This window comes from Actinacidiphila sp. bgisy144 (assembly GCF_057708105.1).
Window position 1 is genome coordinate 80,334 of the sequence record NZ_JBYIRM010000030.1, and the last position, 20,379, is coordinate 100,712.

A 20,379-nucleotide genomic window follows, 5' to 3' on the forward strand; every position below is an offset into this window, starting at 1 on the left:
GCTGATGGTCAGCGAGACTGACGATCAACTAGGGTGACGGTCATGCCTCTTGACGCACCCCAGCGCGTGCTCCGGTTCGGAGTCAAGACGACGCCCATGCACTTGGCCTACGACGACATCCTCCGCGTCTGGGAGGAGGCCGACGAACTGCCCGCACTCGACGACGCCTGGCTGTGGGACCACCTGATGCCGCTGGCCGGACCGCCCGGCGGCGCCGTCCTGGAAGGTTGGACGCTGCTGGCCGCACTGGCCGCTCGGACCACCCGGCTCCGCCTCGGCCTTCTCGTCACCAGCAACATGCTGCGCGCCCCGGCCCACCTCGGAAAGATCGCCACGACCGTGGACGTGATCTCCCGTGGGCGCCTGATCATGGGCCTGGGCGTCGGCGGCACGCGACAGCCCGACGGCCCCAACCCGGCCGTCGCCGAGTACGCCGCCTACGGCCTCCCGCTCCCGAGCCCCGGCGAGGGCCTGGCCCGGCTCACCGAGACGATCACCATCCTGCGCCGGATGTGGACCGAGGAGGTCTTCGACCACGACGGGCCCTTCACCACGCTGCGCGCCACCCGCAACGGTCCCGGTCCGGTCCGGCCCGGCGGCCCGCCGCTGCTGCTCGGTGGATGGGGCAACCGCACGCTGCGCATCATCGCCGAACACGCCGACATCTGGAACGTGCCCGGCCCGCCCCACAACGGCACCGACTGGATCGCCGAGCGCGTCCGCGTCCTGAACGCGCACTGCGAGGCGATCGGCCGCGACCCCGCCGAGATCACCCGCTCCGCCCAGATCATCGTCGACTACGCCGACCCCGCCGCCACCCGCACCCACGTCCACGCGCTCGCGGCCGCTGGAATCCAGCACGTCGCGCTCGCGCTGCCCCGACCGTACCCGGACCATGCCGCCCGCTGGCTCGTCGACGAGATCGTCACCCCTGTCCATGAGGAGGGAGCCTGACGGGATCTCCGCGGCAACCCACGAGGGCGCGCACCAGTTCCCGACGCCCCCGACCCGGCCGCGGCCCCCGCGGTCAGCGGAAGGTGTGGACCACCTCGATCCGCCCCACGATATGGGCGTTGAACTCATCCAACTCCTCCGCCGGCACCCACAGTTCGAGGATCGTCCGGCCCCCGACCTGCCGTACGGGGTAGCGGGTGAGGAAGTCCGAGGAGACCTCGAAGCGCGTCACGAAGCCGGCGCCGCTGTGCGGCACGTTCCAGTCCCGGGCGATCCGGATCGCGTACTCCTCGTCGAGCACCGGGTAGAAGATCGGCTGCTCGGGCAGCCGCGGCGGCCACGCCCGCCACCCGAGCGCCCGGACGAGCGCCAACTCCTCCGGGCCGGTGGGGCGCCACAAGGTCGTCGTCCCGCCGTTCACGTCCCCACCGCCCTCTCCGTAAGCGGGCCGCCACCGCAACGCCCCCCGGGCTCCCGGACGATACCGGCGCGCCCCGCCCCCCGACCACGGGATTTCGGAGCGGAGCGGGCACCCGTCAAAGAGGGCCGGTGCCCACCGAAAACCCCCGGCCCCGCCCCCAACCCTGCCCTCAAACCCCCCACTTGCCCCCCTTTGCCCACCCCACCCCCACCCCTTTCCTTGACACCCCTCCAACCCCCGGAGGAACATCATCTGTCAATCTCCTGACAACGTTGTCGGGTTCGGCCCTGTCGCCCGCCCAGCCGGGCGCAGCGGCCGTTCCCCTGCCGATCACCTTGTACGCCTCGTACGCCACGTACTTCACGAAGGGCAGGATTGGTGCACGACTCAACCCCGCACCGGACGGTCGCCGGCCGCCGCAGGCGCAGAGCCGCCTGCGCGCTGGCCGCGGCCTCCGCACTCCTCGGACTCGGCCTCGGCGCCGGGACCGCGAACGCCGCCTCGGCGAACACCTCCGCGGCGAAGGGCGCGCCCGCCGACCCGGCCGCCACCGTCAACCCGCTGATCGGATCGTCCAACGCGGGCAACACGTACCCGGGTTCGGTGGTCCCGTTCGGCATGCTCGCCTGGAGCCCGCAGAACTCGACGGGCAACCAGTTCTCCACGCCCGCCCCCGGCGGCTACCGGTACGACGCCACGAAGATCCGCGGCTTCAGCCTCACCCACCTCAACGGCGTGGGCTGCTCCGGCGCGAACGGCGACATCCCGATCATGCCGTACGTCGGCGACGTGGACTCCTCGCCGAGCGCGGACACCAAGGACGCCACGTACGCGAGCACCTTCAGCCACGCCAACGAGACGGCCTCGCCCGGCTACTACAAGGTCGGCCTGGACAGCGGCGCCAGCGCCGAGCTGACCACCACCGAGCGCACCGGCACCGGCGAGTTCGGCTTCCCGGCGGACAAGCCCGCCAGCATGCTGCTGCGCACCTCCAACTCCGAGAGCGGCAGCAGCGCCGCCGACGTCCACGTGGACGAGGCGACGCAGACCGTCACCGGCTCGGTCAGCGCGGGCAACTTCTGCGGCCCGCAGAGCGCGAACAACCGGCACGACCTGTACACCCTGTACTTCACCGCGCACTTCGACCAGCCGTTCGCGAAGGTCGGCACTTGGACCGACGGGACGCTGAACCCCGGCTCCACCTCGGCCTCGGGCGGCACCGGCTACAACTCCAGCGGCAACGCGGCCGCGGGCAAGGGCTCCGGCGCCTACGTCACCTTCGCCAAGGGCACCACCCACGTTCAGGCCAAGGTCGCGATCTCGTACGTCAGCGCCGCCAACGCCGAGGCGAACCTGCGCGCGGAGAACCCGCCGAAGAAGACGTTCGCCGCGGTACACACGCAGGCCGTCGCAGCCTGGAACACCGCGCTGCGCAAGGTCCAGGTCTCCGGCGGCAGCGACGATCAGACCAGCACCTTCTACACCGCGCTCTACCACTCGATGCTGGAGCCGACGCTCACCAACGACGTCAACGGCCAGTACCTGGGCGGCGACCGCAAGGTGCACCGGCTCGCCAAGGGCCAAAAAGCGCAGTACGGCACCTTCTCCGGCTGGGACCAGTACCGCGCTCAGGTGCAGCTGCTGACGCTGCTCCAGCCGAAGGTCGGCAGCGACTATGCCCAGTCGCTGTACAACTACGCGCAGCAGCGCGGCGGTGAGTGGGACCGCTGGCTGCTGGAGAACGGCAAGACCAGCGTGATGTCCGGCGACCCCTCCGACGCCGCGCTCGCCGGGATCTACGCTTTCGGCGGCACCGACTTCGACGCCAAGGGCGCCCTCGCCTCGCTCGTCAAGGCCGCCACGGTGCCGACCGCCAACGACTCCGACAGCTCGGGCTGCAACGTCGAGTGCGTCGGCCAGCGCCCCGCGCTCGACCAGTACCAGGCGCTCGGCTACGTGCCCGCCGACAACTGCCACTGCTGGGGCGGCGCCGCCGAGACGCTGGAGGACGCCGCGGCCGACTTCGGCATCTCGCAGCTGGCCGGCCAGCTCGGCGACCGCTCCGACGCGCAGAAGTTCTCGCAGCGCAGCGGCAGTTGGAGCAACGTCTTCGACCCGAACGCCACCGCACAGGGCGGTTGGATGCGCAACCGCAACTCCGACGGCTCCTGGGCCGGCACCAACTTCAGCCCCGCCACCGGTGACGGCTTCGTGGAGGGCACCAGCTCGCAGTACAGCTGGATGGTCTACTCCGACATCGCCGGCCTCGCCCAGGCGATGGGCGGGAACAAGGCGGCCATCGACCGCCTCGACGCCTTCTTCCACGACGCCGACGGCAGCTTCGACTTCACCGCCGACGACCCGACGAAGAACGACCCGACCAACGAGCCCGACATCAACGCGGCCTACCTGTACGACTACTTCGGCGCTCCGTACAAGACGCAGGAGACCACCCGCGCCGAGACCGACACGCTGTGGACCAACACCCCCGGCGGCATCCCCGGCAACGACGACGCGGGCACCATGTCGTCCTGGTACGTCTTCTCCGCGCTCGGCATGTACCCGCAGGTGCCCAGCCGCGCCGACCTGGTGCTCACCGCGCCGGTCTTCCCGCACGCGGTGATCCACACCGGCCACGGCAAGTCCATCACGGTCAACGCGCCGCAGACCTCGGCGAAGAACGTCTACATCCAGAGCCTGCGCACCAACGGCAAGAGCTCCGACCAGCCCTGGGTGCCCGCCTCCTTCGTCACCCACGGCGGCACCCTGGACTACACCCTGGGCAGCACCCCGAACACCAAGTGGGGCAGCGCCGCCAAGGACGCGCCGCCGTCCTTCCGCGACGGTGAGGCGCCGTTCTTCGCCAGCACCGCGCCCGACGCGGTCAAGGCCGAGCCCGGCACGTCGGCGGACAGCACGCTGAACCTCTCGACGATCCAGGACAGCCGCCAGGACGTGCGCTGGTCGGCGTCCGCGCCCGACGGGATCACGCTCAGCCCGGCGAGCGGCCGGATCAGCCTGCCCGCAGGCGGCACGGCCAGCGCGAAGCTGTCGGTCTCCGTCGCCAAGGACACCAAGTCCGGCGTCTACGAGGTGCCGATCACCCTGACCTCCTCGGCCGCCGCGGCCGGCAGCACCCCCGCCCCCAAGGCGTGGCTGTCGGTGACGGTCGGGGTCAAGGGCAGCATCAGCTGGTACGTCAACAACCGCGGCATCTCCGCCGACGACACCAACCCGGCCGCCAACTTCGACGGCGGCGGCTGGAGTTACTCGGCGAAGGCACTGGCCGCGGCCGGGGCCACCCCCGGCAGCACCGTCTCCGTGAACGGCTTCGACTTCACCTGGCCGCAGGTGACCGCGGGCGCCCCGGACAACATCCAGGTCGGCGGCGGTGATCAGGTGCTGGACGTCTCCAAGACGTCGGCGGGCGCCACCCGGCTCAGCCTGCTGGGCAGCGCGGACGACGGGCCGACCAGCGGCACCGCCACCCTCACCTACACCGACGGCACCACCCAGCAGGCCGACATCGGCTTCAGCGACTGGACCCTCGGCGGGGGCGGCGACCAGCCCTCCTTCGGCAACATCACCGCGGTGCACACCACGTACCGCGACGTGATGGGCAGTCCCACCACCGACCCGGTGGGCACGGACGTGTTCGCGACCGCGCCCATCGCCCTCCAGGCGGGCAAGCAACTCGCCTCGGTGACGCTGCCGGCCACCACCTCGGGTGGCGACATGCACGTCTTCGCAGTGGCGACGGCGTAACGCACACCGCGGGCGGCCGTCCCCGGGCTCTCCTGCCCGGGGCGGCCGCCCGCGGCTGTTCGCGCGCCGCCGGATCAGTCCGCCGGATCAGTCCGCCGGGCGGACCGACACCGCGCGGGTGCCCGCGGTCAGCCCGTCGAGCACCACATACCCCTCCTCGGCCGCGGCGTCGTACGCCTTGGCCTTCTTCCCGTTCCAGGCCAGCTTGCCGTCCACCCGCACACTGACCGCCTTCCCGTCGGTGGGCACCGCGACGCTGCCCCGGGTGCCGCCCGGCACCCGCAGTGTCAGCGCGAACGCACCCTGGCCGGGGTGGCGCCAGTCCACGCCCAACGGTCCGTGCGGGGTGGGCAGTTGGCCGCGCGCCCAGGCCACCGAGCCGGGCCGGGGCCGTACTGACCAGGTGGTGAAGCCCGGAGCGGTCGGCCGGGCGCCGAGCAGTTCGTTGGTGAGCGCCGGGACGACGCCGGTGGACCAGCCGTGCGCCATGCTCGTGTAGGCGCCCTCGTACAGCGAGCCGTCCGGGCCGATGCCCTCCCAGTTGGTGATGCCCGGGTCGTGGCGGTCCATCCAGCCGTAGGTGCGGCGGATCTGGTCCAGCGCGGAGTCCGCGCGGCCGGTGCGGAAGCGCGCGACCAGCTCCGGGTAGGAGGTGAAGGCGTAGACCCGCTGCGAGGCGCCGTCGAAGAGCGTGTCGTTGTCCATGAACGCGTTGCCGTAGGGCAGCACCGTGGTGGCGTCCAGGTGGGCCAGCGCGGAGGCGGCGCGGCTCGCGTCGGCGACCCCGGCGGTGATCGCGATGGCGTTGCCGTCCTGGGCGTGCCGGGCCGGGCCGGTGGCGGAGTCCAGGTAGGCGCCGGCGGCCGCGTCCCACAGGTGGGCGTTGACCGCGTTGGCGACGGTGGCCGCGCGGGCCGTCCAGCGCGCCGCGTCGGCGGAGTTGCCGAGCCAGCCGGCGAGCGAGGCGGCGTCGTTGAGCGCCTGGACGTAGTTGGCGTTGTAGTACGTGATCTGCCCGGAGCGGCCGAGGAAGGCGTAGTCGCCGTACCCGGACGTGCCGTTGAGGCCCTTGCTGAGCAGCCCGTCCCCGTCGGTCACCGACGGGTACCAGGAGTCGAGCACCTTCGTCAGCTGCGGGTAGTAGCCGGTGGCGTAGCCGCGGTCGCCGGTGTGCAGGACGTAGTCCCAGCTGCAAGTGACCCACCACAGCGGGTAGTCGAAGAGCGGGAGGGTGTAGCCGTTGATCGACGCGGGCGGTATCCAGCCGTCGGAGCGCTGGTGGTCGGCGAGGTCGGCGAGCACGTTGCGGGCGGCCTCGGCCGCGTCGTCGTGGGTGAGGTACAGCGTGCGGGCGGAGACCGCGAGGTCCCCGACGTACGGGTCCCGGTCGCGCTTGGCGCCGTCCTGGAGGACCGACTTGCCGTCCAGGGACGGGCTGTCGGCGCCGCGCGGGTCGATGTCGTCGGACCGGAAGGTGTCGGTGACCAGCTCGTTGGTGTACGCGGCCCCGTACCAGTAGCGGTTGAGGTCGTCGTCGGAGCTGAGGAACCAGCCGCTGTACGACTCGGGCGTGCCCAGGTAGGCGGTGAACTCCAGCCACACCTCGTCGATGGACACCTCGCCCCACGGCTGGGCGGCCGGGGCGTCGGAGGCGAGGGCGTCCAGGCTGATCTGGAGGTAGCGGAAGCCGTGCAGGCCGTCGGCGTAGACCTGGTCGCCGCTCTGGTAGCCCTTGGTGTCCTTCCAGTCCGTGCCGCCGGCCGGCACCGCGACCTGGTCGGTGCCCTGGGAGGCCACCCCGGACTGGTCGGCCCGGGTGAAGTCGCTGCGCTCGGTGAGGTATTCGACGGTCTCGGAGAACGCCAGCCGCACGCCGGGGGAGTTGTCCGACGCGGAGCTGAACCTGATGTGCGGGTAGCCCACCACGACCTTGCCGAAGTCCACCACGACGCGGGGGACATCGTTGTCAGGCAGCAGGCCGGGATAGACCTCGTTGATCCGGGTGAACTCGCCCTGGGGCGTGCTCTGGTCGGCGGTGACGCTGATCCGTACCTGGGTGGTGGACACGGTGGCGGCGAACGGCACGGCCCGCTGGACCTGGGTGTTGCCGCTGACGGTGGCGGCCGGCTGCCAGGCGGCGCCGTCCCACGTCTCCACGGTGAAGTCGCTCGGTACGCCGTCGGCGTTGGACAGCAGGGTGATGCCCGGCAGCGACAGGGGCGCGGTCGTGGTGACGGTGAGGGTGTCCGGATACGCCGCGAGGGTGTCGTCGTTCCAGAAGGTACCCGGGTCGCCGTCGATCGCGTTGGCCGCGTCATAGGTGCGCGGCCGGCCGTCGTCGCCGTTGTTGGGGGCGTGGGCGGAGGAGGCGGTGGCGGTGGTGCCGTCCGGCCAGCGCGGCGGCTGCGGGGGCTGCGGGCGGCTCAGCTTGGTGCTGCCGCCGCCGGGGGTGAGCAGCGCGTCGGGGTCGGTGACGGCGCCGCTGCTGCGCAGGATGCCCACCGGGCGGACGGTGCGGTCGGTGGGGCCCTGGAGGTAGCGGTGCCAGTCGGCTCCGGGGCTTTGGGGCGCCGCCGGGTCTGGCGTGCTGCCGGTGCGGGCGGGGTCGGCGGCGGCGGTTCCGGCGGCGCCGAAGGTGAGCCCGGCGGCCGCGAGGGCGGCGCCGCCGAGTCCGGCTCTCATCACGGTGCGGCGCTGGGGTCCGTGGGGGCGGGGTTCGCCGGCGGGGGAGTCGGCGGGGGAGTGGGGCATGGGGCGGCTCCAGACGGGGGTTGGTCATATGAAACGATTCAATGACGCAGTGCGGCTTGAGGCTACAAGCGGGTGCGGACGGCGTCCAGATCTCGCGCGGTGCCGAATCGGGTGCGGCCGGGTGCTTCGTCCGTGTGACCCGGCCGCGGATCGCCGACGCCGACGGCCTGCGGCTCACGGCGTTCGCCACCAGCACCGCCGAAATGCCGAGCGCCGTACTGGAACTGCGGCACCGCCAACGCGCCACGGCCGAGGGCCGCATCCTCGACGGCATCGCGGTCTCCACCACCAACACCTACGGCGACACCGGCCAGTCGGTGCCGGTGACCGTGCCCGCCGGGCTGACGGCCGACGTCGTCTCCGGCGGCACCGCCCCCGCCTCCTGCTCCGGCCTGACGGTGCCCACCTACACGGTCCCGGGCTACTAGCCGGCCGCGGTGCGGCCTTCGCTTCCTGCTACGCCGGCAGGCGCGGGACGCTGTCCAGCAGCCGGCGGGTGTAGGGGTGGGCAGGGGCGCCCAGCACCTGGCCGGTGTCGCCCTGTTCGACGACACGGCCCCGTTCGAGGACCGCGGTGTGCTCGCAGAGGGACGCGACGACGGACAGGTCGTGGGAGACCATCACGATCGTCAGGTCGTACTCCTCCTTCAGTTCGGCGAGGAGGTCGACGACCTTGACGCGGGTGGTGACGTCGAGCGCGCTGACCGGTTCGTCGGCGAGCAGGACGCGCGGGTCGCAGACCACGGCCCGCGCGATCGCGATGCGCTGGCGCTGGCCGCCGGAGAACTCGTGCGGGTAGCGGCTCGCGGCATCCGCGGGCAGCCCGACCCGTTCGAGGGCGGCGGCGACCTTGGGGGCGGCGGTGCTCCGGCTGTCGATGCCGAGGGAGCGCAGCGGTTCGGCGACGATCGCGGCGACGCGGCGCCGGGGGTCGAGGGAGGAGTAGGGGTCCTGGAAGACCACCTGGACGCTGCGGCGGAAGCGGCGCAGCTGCTGCCGGTCGCGCGCGGTGAAGGGGTCGCCGTCGAAGCGGACGGTGCCCGCGGTGGGCCGCAGCAGCCCCGACAGGAGCCGCAGCAGGGTCGTCTTGCCGGCGCCGGACTCGCCGACGAGGGCGAGGGAGCGGCCGGGTTGGACGGCGAAGGAGACGTCCCGGACCACGTCGGCGGCGCCTCCCCGGTAGCGCACTGCCACGTCGTCGAGTTCCAGGAGCGGCGTCCCCGGCCGCTCCGCCGTCTTCGCGTGGGCCCGGACCGGGGTCATCGTGCGCTCCTTCGGTCCAGCGCGTCCTGCAACTTCCGTGCGCCCGCGATGAGTTCCCGGGTGTACTGCGCGCGGGGCGCGGTGACGACGTCGAGCACGGCGCCCTCCTCGACGGCGCGGCCGTCCTTGAGGACGAGGGCGCGGTCGGTGATGCGGGAGACCACGGCGAGGTCGTGGCTGACGAACAGGACGGCCATGTCGCGTTCCCGGACGAGGGTGTCGAGGAGGTCGAGCATCTCGGCCTGCACGGACACGTCGAGCGCGGTGGTGGGCTCGTCGGCGATGAGCAGGCTCGGTTCGCAGGCCAGTGCCATGGCGAGGGCGACGCGCTGGCGCTGGCCGCCGGAGATCTCGTGCGGGAAGGCGCGCGCGATGCGCCGGGGTTCGGGCAGCCGGACGCGGTCGAGCCCTTCGAGCACGGCGGCGCGCAGGGCGGCGCCCTTCAGGCCGGTGCGGCGACCGAGCGGACCGGCGATCTGGCGGCCCAGCCGCATCAGCGGGTCCAGGGCGGTCAGCGGTTCCTGGAAGACGACGGCCGCGTCCTTGCCGCGTACGGCGTTGAGGCGCCTTTCGGGGGCGCCGACGATCTGGGTGCCGGCGAGCTCCACGCTGCCGGAGGCGGTCATGCCCTCGGGCAGCAGACCGAGGACGGCAAGCGTGGTCAGCGACTTGCCGGAGCCGGACTCGCCGATCAGGCCGAGCCGCCCGCCCCGGTCGACGGAGAAGGTCAGGCCGTCGACGAGGGTACGTCCCGCGGCGGTGCGGATGGTCAGGTCGCGTACGTCGAGGAGGGTCATGCCCGCCTCCCGCGGCCGGCCGGGTCGAGGGTGTCGCGCAGCCCGTCGGCGACGAGGTTGACGCCCACGACGAGCACGACGAGCAGGATGCCGGGGGCGAGCGCGCCCGCGGGGGCCGTGGTGAAGGTGGCCTGGGCCTCCTGGAGCATCCGCCCCCACGAGGCGTTGGGCGGGGGAGCGCCGAGGCCGAGGTAGGACAGTCCGGCTTCGGCGAGGACCGCGAGGCCGAACTGGAGGGCGAGGTTCACCACGAGGGTGGGCCAGATGTTCGGCAGGACGTGCCCGAGCACCGTACGCGGCCAGGAGGTGCCGGAGGTCCGTGCCGCGGTGATGTAGTCCTGGGTGAGGACCCGCTTGACCAGGATGCGGACCAGCCGGGCGACCACGGCGCTCTGCGCGAGGCCGATGGCGATGATCGCGGAGCTGAGGGTGGCGGAGCGGGCGGTGACGACGAGCATCGCCAGCAGCAGCGTCGGGAACGCGATGAGGATGTCGAGGAACGCGGCGAGCGTGTCGTCGAGCCAGCCCTGGGCGAACGCGGCGAGCACCCCGAGGGTGACGCCGATGAGCGCGGCGATGGCCACCGAGCCGAGTCCGGCCTCGACGGCGATACGGGAGCCGGTCATCAGCTGGGTGAACAGGTCGCGGCCGAGCTTGTCGGTGCCCAGCAGATGCCCGCCGCCGGGCCCGGCGAGCCGTCCGCCGGAGGTGTCGTCGGTGGCGTAGGGCGTCCAGAACGCGGAGACCAGGGCGAGCAGCACGATCAGGCCGGTCAGGGTCACACCGGACACCAGGGTGGCAGAGCGGCGCCGCCCGGCGGGGACGGGCTCGACCTCCTCGGTGAGCAGGTCGGGGGCGGCGGTCATCGGGCACCTCCGGAGAGCCGTCCGCGTAGCCGTGGGTCGATGAGCCGCTGCACCAGGTCGGCGGCGAAGCCGATCAGCAGCACGGCGAGGGTGGAGACGAACAGGACGCCCTGGATGACCGGGTAGTCGTGCTCCGAGATGCCGGTGGCGAGCAGGGAGCCGAGGCCGGGCAGCGCGTAGACCGACTCGACGACGACGGCGCCCAGCAGGGTGGAGGCCAGTTCGATGCCGAGGACGGAGATCACCGGCACGGAAGCGCTGCGCAGCCCGTGGCGCCACATCGCGCCGGCGAAGGACTCGCCGAGGGCCCGCGCGGTGCGCAGGTGGTCGCTGCCGAGGACGTCGAGGACGGCGGAGCGGACGTAGCGGGTCAGGGAGGCGCTCATCACCAGGGCGATGGTGAGCACCGGCAGGACGAGTGAGCGGACGGCGTCGCCCGGCGCGGACCAGCCGTCCGGGGGGAACCCGCCGGCGGGCAGCCAGCGCGCGTTGAGCGCGAACACCGAGATGAGGATCATGCCGAGCCAGAACACCGGGACGGCGATGCCCAGTTGGGATATCCCGCTGAGCAGTGCGCCGTACCAGCGGTGGCGTTTGTGGGCGGCGACGAAGCCGACGGGCACCGCGATGACGACGGCCAGCACGAACGCGGCCAGCGTCAGCGGCAGCGTGACGTCCAGGCGGGAGGTGACCTCGGGGCGGACCGGCAGCGAGCTGACGAAGGACGTGCCGAGGTCGCCGCGGGCCAGCTGCCCGATCCAGTGGGTGAACTGTCCGAGCAGCGGCCGGTCGGAGCCGATGGAGTGGCGGGCCGCGGCGATCTGCTCCGGGCTGGCGCCCACCGAGGTGAGCGCGTTGGCCGGGTCGCCGGGCAGCAGGCGCAGCAGGACGAACAGCACCACGCTCGCCAGCGCCAGCGACACCAGCAGGAACGCCAGGCGGCGCAGCAGGTAGCGCCCCATCAGCCCTTCTTGATGGCGTAGGCGTAGAACTGGGAGTTGAGGCCGTTGAGCGGGTAGCCGGACACCTTGGTGCTGGCCACGACGATCTGCGGGTAGAGGTAGAGCCAGTCGCTGGCCGCGTCCTTCGCGGTCTGCTCGTTGACCTTCTTCAGCAGCGCGGTTTGCTCGCCGGTGGTGGAGGCTTCCTCGGCCTCCTTGACCCACGCGGTGACCTGCTTGTTGTCGTAGCCCCAGTAGAAGTCCGGGTTGCCGTACCAGGTCAGGTCGCGGTCGTTGACGTGCTCCTGGAGGGTGGCGGTGAAGTCGTGGTTCTTGTAGACCTTCGTGTACCACTCGTCGGGCGTGACCGTGTTGATCTTGACGGTGATGCCGACCTTGGCCAGTTGCGACTTGACGAAGGTCGCGACGGTGGGGTGCGGGTCGTAGTTGGGTGTGTCGAGGGTGAAGCTGAAGCCCTTGGCGTAGCCGGCGGCGGCGAGGAGCTTCTTGGCGTCGGCGACGTTGTAGGCGTTGACGCCGGTGAGGTCCTCGTACCAGGGGTCGGTGGGCGGCACCATCGAGCCGATGAGCTTGCCGTAGCCGCCCCAGATGGACTCCAGGAGCTTCTTGTCGTCGATGGCCTCGGAGACGGCCTTGCGGACCTTGACGTCGGTGAAGGGCTTCGCCTTGTCGTTGAAGGCCAGCAGCAGCTTGGTGGTGGAGTTGCCGTCGTTGACCTTGTAGTTCTGGTTGCTCTTGAACTGGTCGAGGGCGTCGGGGGACTGCTCGCTGGTGACCACGTCCACGGCGTTGGTCAGCAGGGCGTTGTTGAGGGCGGTGGCGTCCTTGAAGTAGTGGAAGACGACCTGCGCGTTGGTGGCCGGGGTGCCCCAGTAGCCGGCGAACCGCTTCAGGCTCAGTGCGGAGCCGCGGGTCCACTTGCCGAGCTCGTACGGGCCGGTGCCGTCCTCGGTCGTCTTCAGGTTCTTCGCCTGGGAGTCGATGATCCAGACGTAGGAGAGGTTGTAGACGAAGGAGATCGACTTCTGCGACAGCGTGACCTTGACGGTGTGCGCATCGGGGGTGGCGATGTCCTTGACGACTTCGAGGTTGCTCTTGCGGGCGGACTGCGAGTCGTCGGCGAGGACCTTGCGCAGGCTGTACTTGACGTCGGCGCTGGTGAGTTCCCTGCCGCTGTGGAACTTCACGCCGTCGCGCAGGGTGAAGGTGTAGGTGAGGCCGTCGGCGCTCTTGGTGTAGCTCCTGGCGAGGAGGTTCTCGACCTTGCCGTCGTCGGTGAGCTTGAACAGGCCCTCGTAGACGTTGCCGTTGAGGGCCTCGGTGACGCCCTGGCCGCCGCCCGCGGTGTTGTCGAGGTTCTGCGGTTCGTACAGGGAGCCGATGTTGACGGTGGCGTCCTTGTTCCAGCCGCCGGACGAGGAGGCGCTGCTGCCACCGGAGCCGCCGCAGGCGGTGAGGGTGATCCCGAGGACGGCGGAGGCGGCGACGGCGTAGCGGGCGGTCTTGTGGATTCTCATGGTGTCCAGAGCGCTTTCGTGCGGAAGGTGCGAGGGGTGCTGCGGAGGGGGTCGATCAGTGCTGTGCGGCGAAGCCGTCGCGGAAGACAGGGCGCTTCTCGCCGGCGTGGACCGGCAGGTGGAAGCGGTTCTGCCGCGGCGGCATCGGACAGTTGTACTGATCGGAGAATCCGCAGGGCGGCACGAAGGCCCGGTTGAAGTCGAGGACGACACGGCTGTCGTCGTCGGTGCGCTGGACGAACAGGAAGCGGCCCGCGCCGTAGGTGGTGTCCCCGTTGGTGGGGTCGCCGAAGACGAGCAGGAGGGTGCCGTCGTCATCGAAGGCGCTGAGGGTGTAGGCGCGGCCGTCCACGGTGAGCGTGATGTCGCCGGGGACGACCAGGTCGCGGGTGCCGCCGTTGTCGCGCAGGTGCTCGAAGGCGACGCGGCGGGCGCCGGGGACGGGCGTGTAGTCGGCTTCCAGGACCCAGGAGGGGTCGTACGGGAAGGTCTCGACGCCCTCGAAGTGCGCGATGGCCGGCGAGTCCGCGTCCCACAGGCGCAGGCCGTGCTCGGGGGCGCCGGTGACCAGGTCGGTGCGGCGGAGGGTGGTGACCGTCACCGTGTCGGGAAGTCCCGCGCGGACGGCGTCGGCGTCCGCCTCCTCACCGGCGGGCAGCCAGCGGGTCTCGACGAGGGCGAGGTTCCCGGTGGGCGCGGTGAGGGCGCGCACGCGCTCGGCACGCCAGGTGTTCCACTGCTCCTCGGGGCCGGCGGAGGGCGAGGGCGAGGCGGGGAGCTGGGACACGGCGTACTCATTCGGCTAGAGGGTGGTGAACGTGACGCCCGTCACGGACCGTGAGGGGATGGCCAAAGCAAGTACTTTATCGGCCATAAGGTCTCCTAATGTCAAACCGTCGTCTCGCCATGCGGAACAACCTGTCTCACCGCCGGGCGTGCGCCCGCCGCCGGGGCCGGAAACCGTGGTCGAGCAGAAGGGGTCGGGCCTCCGGTCCGGGGCCCGTGCCCGTCGATCGGTCAGACGGCTTCGGGTTCCATGGCGAAGTACCCGGCCGCCGACCGCGGTGGTCCTGGCACGGCAGGAGCGCGGTCTTGCCGCGTGGACCGGAGGGCCCGCAACCGTCTGCTGCCGGTCAGGAGGTGTGGGGTGCGGGCGCGGCGAGGTGGTGGGTGAACCAGGCGCGGATGCGGTGGAGGGCGTCGAGCTGGTGGGCGCGTTCGGTGAGGCCGTGCCCCTCGCGGGGGTAGACGGCGAACTCGTGCGGGACGCCGAAGTGGCGCAGGGCGCGGTGGAAGGAGAGCGACTGCCCCAGCGGCACGTTGGTGTCGTCCTGGCCGTGGAGGATGAGGACGGGAGTGCGGACGCGGGCGGCGAAGCTGATCGGGCTGTGCGCGTCGTGGCGGTGCGGCCCCGGGCCCTCCCAGCCGCGGCTGCCGCTGAGCGCGCCCTCCAAGGCGCCTTCCTCGCCGATCGCGGCCTGCATGCCCCAGTCGCTGATCCCGGCGCCCATCATGGCGGCCCCGAACCGGTCGGTCTGCCCGACGGCCCAGGCCGCCATGAACCCGCCGTGGCTCCACCCGCCGATCCCCAGCCGGCCCGGGTCCGCGACGCCCGCCTCCACCAGCAGGTCGATCCCCGCCAGGATGTCCGTGAACTCCTCCGCGCCCAGCCGGCCCGCGACGGCCGCCGCGAACGCGTGGCCGTGACCCTGGCCGCCGCGCGGGTTGGGCAGGAACACGGCGAGGCCGGCCGCCGCGAGCCACTGGCCCGGATCGAACCAGCCGCTGGTCAGCTCGTCGGCCCAGCGGTGGTACGGGCCGCCGTGCACGAAGGTGACCAGCGGGAACGGGCCGTCCCCGCGCGTCCGGCCGGGCGGGAGGATCAGCAGGCCGTCGAGCCCGAGCCCGTCACCGGCCCGGTAGGACAGGCGCTCCTGGGTGCCCCAGGCGATCCGGCGCAGCTCGGGCCTGGTGTCCGTGAGCCGGGTCAACGGTCCCCGCGCCGCCCCGGCGAAGACGTCCATGGGGTGCGGCGCGGTGCTGACCAGCGCGGCGACGCGCCCGAGGCCGCGTACCGCGCCGCTGCCGGGATCGACCAGGTGCAGTTCGGCGGTGAAGACGCCCGGATCGGTCTCGGGTTGGGCCCAGCTGAGGACGGCGAGGGGTCCGCCGTCCGGCCGTTGGGACACGTCGACCACATGCCGGTCGCCCAGCCCGTCCACGGTCCGCAGCGTGCGCGTGCCGAGGTCGAGCAGCCGGAGCCGGGCGCTGGGGCCGCGCCCCACAGGATCGGGTCACCCGCGCTGTCCTCCCCGGCCCCGCCCGGCTCGTCCAGCGCCGATACGGCGACGGTGGCGCCGTCGGCCGACGGCCAGTGGTCCACGATGCCGCCCGGACGGTCGGTCAGCGGTCGCGGGGCGCCCACCGCCGTACCGTTCACCGGCACCTGGTGCAGCTGGCCGCCCGAACGGAAGACCAGCGAGGCCGAGTCGGGGCCCCAGCACGGGCGTTCGCAGGCCGTGAACCCGGCAACGACCGGCGCGGGAGGAGCGGAACCGTCGCTCGGGCCCACCCACAACCTGCTCGTACGCCCGCCGTCCGCGTCGAACGCCTCCACGCAGTACGCGACCAGGCGCCCGTCCGGCGAGACCGCGGGGGAGTGCGGCACGGCGCCGTCCACCAGCAGCTCGGCGCGTAGAGGCGTATCGGCGGTCAATGCTGCGGCCCGTTCCCCATGTGCTCCTCCAGCAGGGTGCGGAGGAAGGTGAGGGATTCGGCGGGGAGGAGGGCGGTGTCGCGCAGGGCGTCGAAGGCGACGCGTAGGGCTTCGACGTCTTCCGGGTCGTCGGTGAGGTGGCCGCTCCAACTGCCCTGGGTGTAGGCCACGGTGGAGCCGTCGCGCAGGGAGATCAGCTCCAACGAGCCGCGCAGGTGGTGCGGTCCGGCCGCGAACGGTACGACGTGCAGCGCGATCCCCGGCCACTGCGCGGCCTCGATCAGGTGCTCCAGCTGGGCCGTCCACGTCTGCGGGTCCCGCGCCTTGCGCCGCAGCGCCGCCTCGTCGATCAACGCCCGGTAATACACCGGCTCCGGCCCGGCCAAAGCCGTCTGGCGCTCCAACCGCTCCGCCACTTCGGCCGCCACCTGCTCCTCGGCCAACTGCGCCCCCTCCAACAGCTCTCGCGCATACGCCCGGATCTGGAGCAGGTCGGGAATCGTGTGGCCGGCGTACTCGCGGATGCGGGCCGCGTTCACCTCGAACGGCGCCGGACTCCGCACCAACTGGTCCTTCGTCTCCCGCTTCGCCAGGCGCCACAGCCGCTCCAGCAGGTCCCCGGTCCCGTACACCTTGTCCAGCATCCGGGCCACCTCCAGCGTGCCCAGGCGCTGCCCGCGCTCCAACCGGTGCAGATACGACTGCTCGTACATGCACAACGCGCCCAACTGCATGTAGCTCATCCCCGCCTTCTCGCGGAGTGCCCCGAGCTGACGTGCGTACAACGCCCGCGCCGAATGCGGGTCCGAGGCGATCACTGCCTCGTTGACCCCGACCCTGTCGGACATACGATTTCCCTTTCCCCCGGCCACCCATTACGGCTGACGCGTAGTTGTGCGTAGCGGAAATTCCGTGGCGCTTTCGAATTCGCCGAAAGCCGTCCGACGAGAAAGCCCCCGCGGCTAACTGGCCCCGATGCGTGCGGTATTGTGACACCGCTTGCACGTGCACGGCGGCAACGCCCCACGCGTGTAGTCCGGAACTCTTCCGGGGGCAACGTTGTAGCGCTTCCGGTGCTTGGCAAGCGTCGTATCCGTGCCCCGTTCCTTTCCTTGGCGGATCACCACCGGGAAGGCCAGCGTGGCCTAGAGTCCGGGCGTGTTCAACTTGCGGAATTTGGATGAGGAGTTGACGTAGCCGTTGAACCGCAAAGATCTGGAGCCCGACAGTTCTCCGGCCGCGGCATTCGGCGAGCGTCTGCGCAGGCTGCGGGATGCACGGGGATGGACGCAGGATGAGCTGGGCCAGCGCACGGGGTGCTCCGGCTCGCACGTATCGGCAGTGGAAACCGGTCGCCGCTCTCCAACTCAGCGGTTCGCGGCAAGTGCTGACCGGGCGTTGGGTACCGGTGAGCAACTACAGCGTGAGTGTCGAGCGGTCCGGCACACCGCACTCATCGAAGGCTTCCCGGAGTATGTGACCCACGAGGCTCGAGCAGCCGAGATCCGGCTGTACGAGGTCGGTGTCATACCCGGTCTCCTTCAGACGCCCGACTATGCCGCCGTTCTGGAAGCGGACGCGGTGCGGAGGGAGGCGATCACTCCCGAGCAGGCGGACGAGCGAGTTGCGCTCGTTGCGAGACGGCAGGCGGGCCTCGCGCGGTCACCGTCGCCGTTGATCATCGTGGTGCTGGACGAAGGGTGCATCCACCGGCCGATGGGAACTCCCGCGATCATGGACGCCCAGCTGGAACGCCTTGTCGAGTTCGCGGACCTGCCCAACACCGTGCTCCAAGTGGCCCCCTTCACCGTGGGGGAGCGTCGGCCGTTCAGCCTGCCCGTCACTGTGCTCACGATGCCGGACCGCTCGCTCATGTTGTACGCCGAATCGGCATACAGGGGACATCTTGAGCGCGAAAGCACGTTAGTGGTGCCCATGCTGACGGCCTACCATCAGCTACAGACAGAAGCGCTGTCACAGGCGGAGTCTGTCGCCTTGATCAATCAGTTGCGAAAGGGCACCCCGTGACGACCCAAACTCCGCGTTGGTTCAAGTCTTCTTACAGCGGCAACGGCGGCCAGTGTGTTGAGGTCGCGGCGAACCTCGTCGCCTCGCGCGGCGTGGTCCCCGTCCGTGACTCCAAGGACCCGTCCGGCCCGGTGCTGGACTTCCCGTCGGCCGCGTTCGCTTCCTTCATTGCAGGTGTGAAGTCGGGCGAGTTCGGCACCGTCTGACCCGGGTAGGTATGTCCTGTGCCGTCCACGGCGGCGGCACAGGCAGCCAACCGCGAAAGGGCACCCCGTGACGACCGAAACTCCGCGTTGGTTCACGTCCTCCTACAGCAACAACGGCGGCGCGTGCGTCGAGGTGGCCGCCAACCTCGTTGCCTTGTGCGGCGTGGTTCCGGTGCGTGACTCCAAGGACCCGTCCGGGCCCGTGCTGGACTTCCCGGCCGACGCGTTCACGTCGTTCGTCGCGGCTGTGAAGGCAGGGGAGTTCGGCACCGTCAGTCGGCGCGGCTGAGGTCCTTGCCGTACCAGATCTCCATGTACGGCCCCGTGCAGTAAGCCGGAATCTCGCGGTAGCCGTGGCGGACGTACAGCCCGCGGGCCTCGACCAGGTCGAGGCGGGTGTTGAGGACCGTACAGGAGGCGCCGAGCAGCCGTGCCTCGCTCTCCAGCAGCTCCAGCAGGAGATCGGCGCCCTTCTTGCCGCGGAAGGCGGGGGCCAGGTAGATGCGCGTGAGCTCGGCGAGCTCCGTGTCCAGCATCAGCAGTCCGCCGCACGCGGCCGCCTCGCCGTCGAAGCGGCCCACGACGAACTGCCCGGTGGGCGGGGTGAGCAGTTCCGCGCCGTCGTCCGCCAAGCCCTGGTCGATCTCCGCGGAGGTGGCGGGGCGCTTCCAGTAGCGGCTGGCGACCTCGTCGTAGTAGTCCCGCCGCAGACGGGTCGCGTCCGCCGTGCCGACGGCCTCGGGGGCCAGCTGCCATGCGCTCATACGACTTCTATAACCGCCACGTGCTTCCCCCTCCAACCGATTTGACGGCCTACCATCGACTCCAGGCCGACGCGCGGTCGTAGGCGGCGTCGGTGGCCGTGCTCAACCGGTTGCGAAAGGGCACCCCATGACGACCGAGTCCCCCCGCTGGTTCACGTCCTCCTACAGCGGCAACGGCGGCCAGTGCGTCGAGGTCGCCGCCAACCTCGTCGCCTCGCGCGGCATCGTCCCGGTCCGCGACTCCAAGGACCCGTCCGGGCCCGTGCTGGACTTCCCGGCCGACGCGTTCGCGTCATTCGTCGCGGCCGTGAAATCCGGCGAGTTCCCGCTCGCCTGACCGCCACCCCCGCACCATGGCACGCGACGGCAGCGCGCAGCACCGCATCGGCGGTCCGGCGATGGCCCGGCTGGAGTGGTTGCTCGACGGTCTCGCCGGTCGGGCGGACTGGGGGAAGGACGCGGCCGAGGTCCTGGCCCCGGCTTTCACGGCTCGGGTGGCGCCGGACGTCTTCGTCGAACGGTTCCGCGGCCGCGCGGCCACGTACGCCCCTTTGACCGTCGTCGCGTTGGAGGGCGGTGCCACCACCGCCCGGGCGCGCGTGCGGCGGCACGCCGACGGGACGGCGGGCCCTTCCGTCGATGTCGTCACCTGCACGATCGAGCCCGACGAGCCGCACCGCATCGTCGCGGCATACACCACGGCCCTGGTACCCGACCATGTGACGCCGCGGCTCCCGGCGGACTTCTCCCGCTATCCGCTGGACCGGGCGCCGGGGGCTCGGCTGATCGTGTTCTCGGGGGTGCCGGGGGTCGGCAAGAGCACGCTGGCCGACGCCGTCGGGGCGCGCCTGGGCGTTCCCGTGTTCGCGGTGGACTGGCTGCTGGGTGCCTTGACGCCGTTCGGCGGCCGTCACGTCGACGACCTGCTGGGCATCGGCGGCGAACTGCTCACCACGCTCGCCGTACGGCAGTTGGCGTCGGGCCGGTCTGCGGTGCTGGACCACCCCGCGGAGAGCGTCGCCGACCGTGAGCGCTGGGCGAGTCTGGCGGGCCGCGCGGGAGCGGAGTTCGTCGCGGTGCACTGCGTGTGCTCCGATCCGGTCGTCCACCGGGCCCGGCTGGAAGGGCGTACGCGCGGCATCCCCGGGTGGCATGATGCCGGGCTCTGGCCGAACGTCGAGCAGCGCATGGCGCTCTTTCCGCCCTGGCCCGAGGGCACGCTGACCGTCGACACCACGGGGCCGCACGAGGAGAACGTGGCCGCCGTGCTCGCCCGGTTGGCGTAACGCCGGCGGCGGGACCGTACCGCCGCGGACACGCCCCCGGGCACCCCGCCACCGCCCCTGAGCCGGGGTCGCGGTCCGCCCGA

General features: G+C 71.5%; 19 protein-coding genes. 8 read left to right on the forward strand and 11 right to left on the reverse strand.

Going from position 1 to position 20,379, the window contains the following annotated elements:
• Positions 1-42: 42 nt before the first annotated feature.
• Entirely contained in the window at positions 43-954 is a 912-nt protein-coding gene (locus AC3EVP_RS28780) for an LLM class flavin-dependent oxidoreductase (protein ID WP_435134791.1), read from the forward strand.
• Between the two features lie 73 nt (positions 955-1,027).
• Here AC3EVP_RS28780 and AC3EVP_RS28785 read toward each other — a convergent pair whose 3' ends face one another.
• A complete protein-coding gene (locus AC3EVP_RS28785; RefSeq protein WP_435134793.1) occupies positions 1,028-1,375 on the reverse strand; it encodes a hypothetical protein in 348 nt (115 codons plus the stop codon).
• 441 nt (positions 1,376-1,816) lie between these two features.
• Here AC3EVP_RS28785 and AC3EVP_RS28790 point away from each other — a divergent pair, with 441 nt between their 5' ends.
• Positions 1,817-5,140 (forward strand): GH92 family glycosyl hydrolase, encoded by a 3,324-nt coding sequence (locus tag AC3EVP_RS28790; RefSeq protein WP_435134879.1) that lies wholly within the window; start codon positions 1,817-1,819, stop codon positions 5,138-5,140.
• A gap of 87 nt (positions 5,141-5,227) precedes the next feature.
• On the opposite strand, the gene AC3EVP_RS28795 is transcribed toward AC3EVP_RS28790, so the two are convergent.
• Complete coding sequence (locus AC3EVP_RS28795; RefSeq protein WP_435134796.1) at positions 5,228-7,891, reverse strand: alpha-L-rhamnosidase-related protein; 2,664 nt, start codon at positions 7,889-7,891, stop codon at positions 5,228-5,230.
• Positions 7,892-8,025: 134 nt separating this feature from the next.
• Between AC3EVP_RS28795 and AC3EVP_RS28800 the strand changes: the two genes are divergently transcribed.
• Positions 8,026-8,319, forward strand: a complete 294-nt coding sequence (locus AC3EVP_RS28800) for a hypothetical protein (protein WP_435134799.1) — start codon at positions 8,026-8,028, stop codon at positions 8,317-8,319.
• A gap of 28 nt (positions 8,320-8,347) precedes the next feature.
• On the opposite strand, the gene AC3EVP_RS28805 is transcribed toward AC3EVP_RS28800, so the two are convergent.
• The 8 genes from AC3EVP_RS28805 to AC3EVP_RS28840 all read right to left on the reverse strand — a co-directional run bounded on the left by AC3EVP_RS28805 (position 8,348) and on the right by AC3EVP_RS28840 (position 16,860).
• Positions 8,348-9,154, reverse strand: a complete 807-nt coding sequence (locus AC3EVP_RS28805; protein ID WP_435134802.1) for an ABC transporter ATP-binding protein — start codon at positions 9,152-9,154, stop codon at positions 8,348-8,350.
• A complete protein-coding gene (locus AC3EVP_RS28810) occupies positions 9,151-9,951 on the reverse strand; it encodes an ATP-binding cassette domain-containing protein (protein WP_335981917.1) in 801 nt (266 codons plus the stop codon). The genes AC3EVP_RS28805 and AC3EVP_RS28810 overlap by 4 nt, the downstream gene beginning before the upstream one ends.
• Positions 9,948-10,817 (reverse strand): ABC transporter permease, encoded by an 870-nt coding sequence (locus AC3EVP_RS28815; RefSeq protein ID WP_435134806.1) that lies wholly within the window; start codon positions 10,815-10,817, stop codon positions 9,948-9,950. Before AC3EVP_RS28815 ends, AC3EVP_RS28810 begins: the two co-directional genes overlap by 4 nt.
• Positions 10,814-11,779, reverse strand: a complete 966-nt coding sequence (locus AC3EVP_RS28820) for an ABC transporter permease (RefSeq protein ID WP_435134809.1) — start codon at positions 11,777-11,779, stop codon at positions 10,814-10,816. Before AC3EVP_RS28820 ends, AC3EVP_RS28815 begins: the two co-directional genes overlap by 4 nt.
• The gene (locus AC3EVP_RS28825; protein ID WP_435134811.1) at positions 11,779-13,296 is read right to left on the reverse strand and encodes an ABC transporter substrate-binding protein; all 1,518 of its coding nucleotides are present in this window, start codon (positions 13,294-13,296) and stop codon (positions 11,779-11,781) included. The genes AC3EVP_RS28820 and AC3EVP_RS28825 overlap by 1 nt, the downstream gene beginning before the upstream one ends.
• A 55-nt stretch (positions 13,297-13,351) precedes the next feature.
• A complete protein-coding gene (locus AC3EVP_RS28830) occupies positions 13,352-14,083 on the reverse strand; it encodes a DUF1684 domain-containing protein (RefSeq protein ID WP_435134814.1) in 732 nt (243 codons plus the stop codon).
• Positions 14,084-14,429: 346 nt separating this feature from the next.
• Positions 14,430-15,581 carry an alpha/beta hydrolase family protein gene (locus AC3EVP_RS28835; protein ID WP_435134817.1) on the reverse strand — a complete coding sequence of 384 codons (1,152 nt, stop codon included), beginning with the start codon at positions 15,579-15,581 and terminating at the stop codon, positions 14,430-14,432.
• A 427-nt stretch (positions 15,582-16,008) separates the two neighbouring features.
• Positions 16,009-16,860: a helix-turn-helix domain-containing protein gene (locus AC3EVP_RS28840; protein ID WP_435134820.1), complete on the reverse strand. Its 852-nt coding sequence runs from the start codon at positions 16,858-16,860 to the stop codon at positions 16,009-16,011.
• Positions 16,861-17,212: 352 nt separating this feature from the next.
• Between AC3EVP_RS28840 and AC3EVP_RS28845 the strand changes: the two genes are divergently transcribed.
• From AC3EVP_RS28845 to AC3EVP_RS28855, 3 genes are all read left to right on the forward strand, one after another.
• Positions 17,213-18,040 (forward strand): helix-turn-helix domain-containing protein, encoded by an 828-nt coding sequence (locus tag AC3EVP_RS28845; protein WP_435134823.1) that lies wholly within the window; start codon positions 17,213-17,215, stop codon positions 18,038-18,040.
• The gene (locus AC3EVP_RS28850; RefSeq protein ID WP_435134826.1) at positions 18,037-18,246 is read left to right on the forward strand and encodes a DUF397 domain-containing protein; all 210 of its coding nucleotides are present in this window, start codon (positions 18,037-18,039) and stop codon (positions 18,244-18,246) included. Before AC3EVP_RS28845 ends, AC3EVP_RS28850 begins: the two co-directional genes overlap by 4 nt.
• A gap of 67 nt (positions 18,247-18,313) precedes the next feature.
• The gene (locus AC3EVP_RS28855; protein ID WP_435134829.1) at positions 18,314-18,535 is read left to right on the forward strand and encodes a DUF397 domain-containing protein; all 222 of its coding nucleotides are present in this window, start codon (positions 18,314-18,316) and stop codon (positions 18,533-18,535) included.
• Here AC3EVP_RS28855 and AC3EVP_RS28860 read toward each other — a convergent pair.
• Complete coding sequence (locus tag AC3EVP_RS28860) at positions 18,519-19,010, reverse strand: GNAT family N-acetyltransferase (protein WP_435134831.1); 492 nt, start codon at positions 19,008-19,010, stop codon at positions 18,519-18,521. The genes AC3EVP_RS28855 and AC3EVP_RS28860 overlap by 17 nt on opposite strands.
• A 127-nt stretch (positions 19,011-19,137) precedes the next feature.
• Here AC3EVP_RS28860 and AC3EVP_RS28865 point away from each other — a divergent pair, with 127 nt between their 5' ends.
• Positions 19,138-19,347 carry a DUF397 domain-containing protein gene (locus tag AC3EVP_RS28865; protein WP_435134834.1) on the forward strand — a complete coding sequence of 70 codons (210 nt, stop codon included), beginning with the start codon at positions 19,138-19,140 and terminating at the stop codon, positions 19,345-19,347.
• A 16-nt stretch (positions 19,348-19,363) separates the two neighbouring features.
• On the forward strand, positions 19,364-20,296 hold the full coding sequence (locus AC3EVP_RS28870; RefSeq protein WP_435134837.1) for a P-loop nucleotide/nucleoside kinase family protein: 933 nt from the start codon (positions 19,364-19,366) through the stop codon (positions 20,294-20,296).
• Positions 20,297-20,379 lie beyond the last annotated feature (83 nt).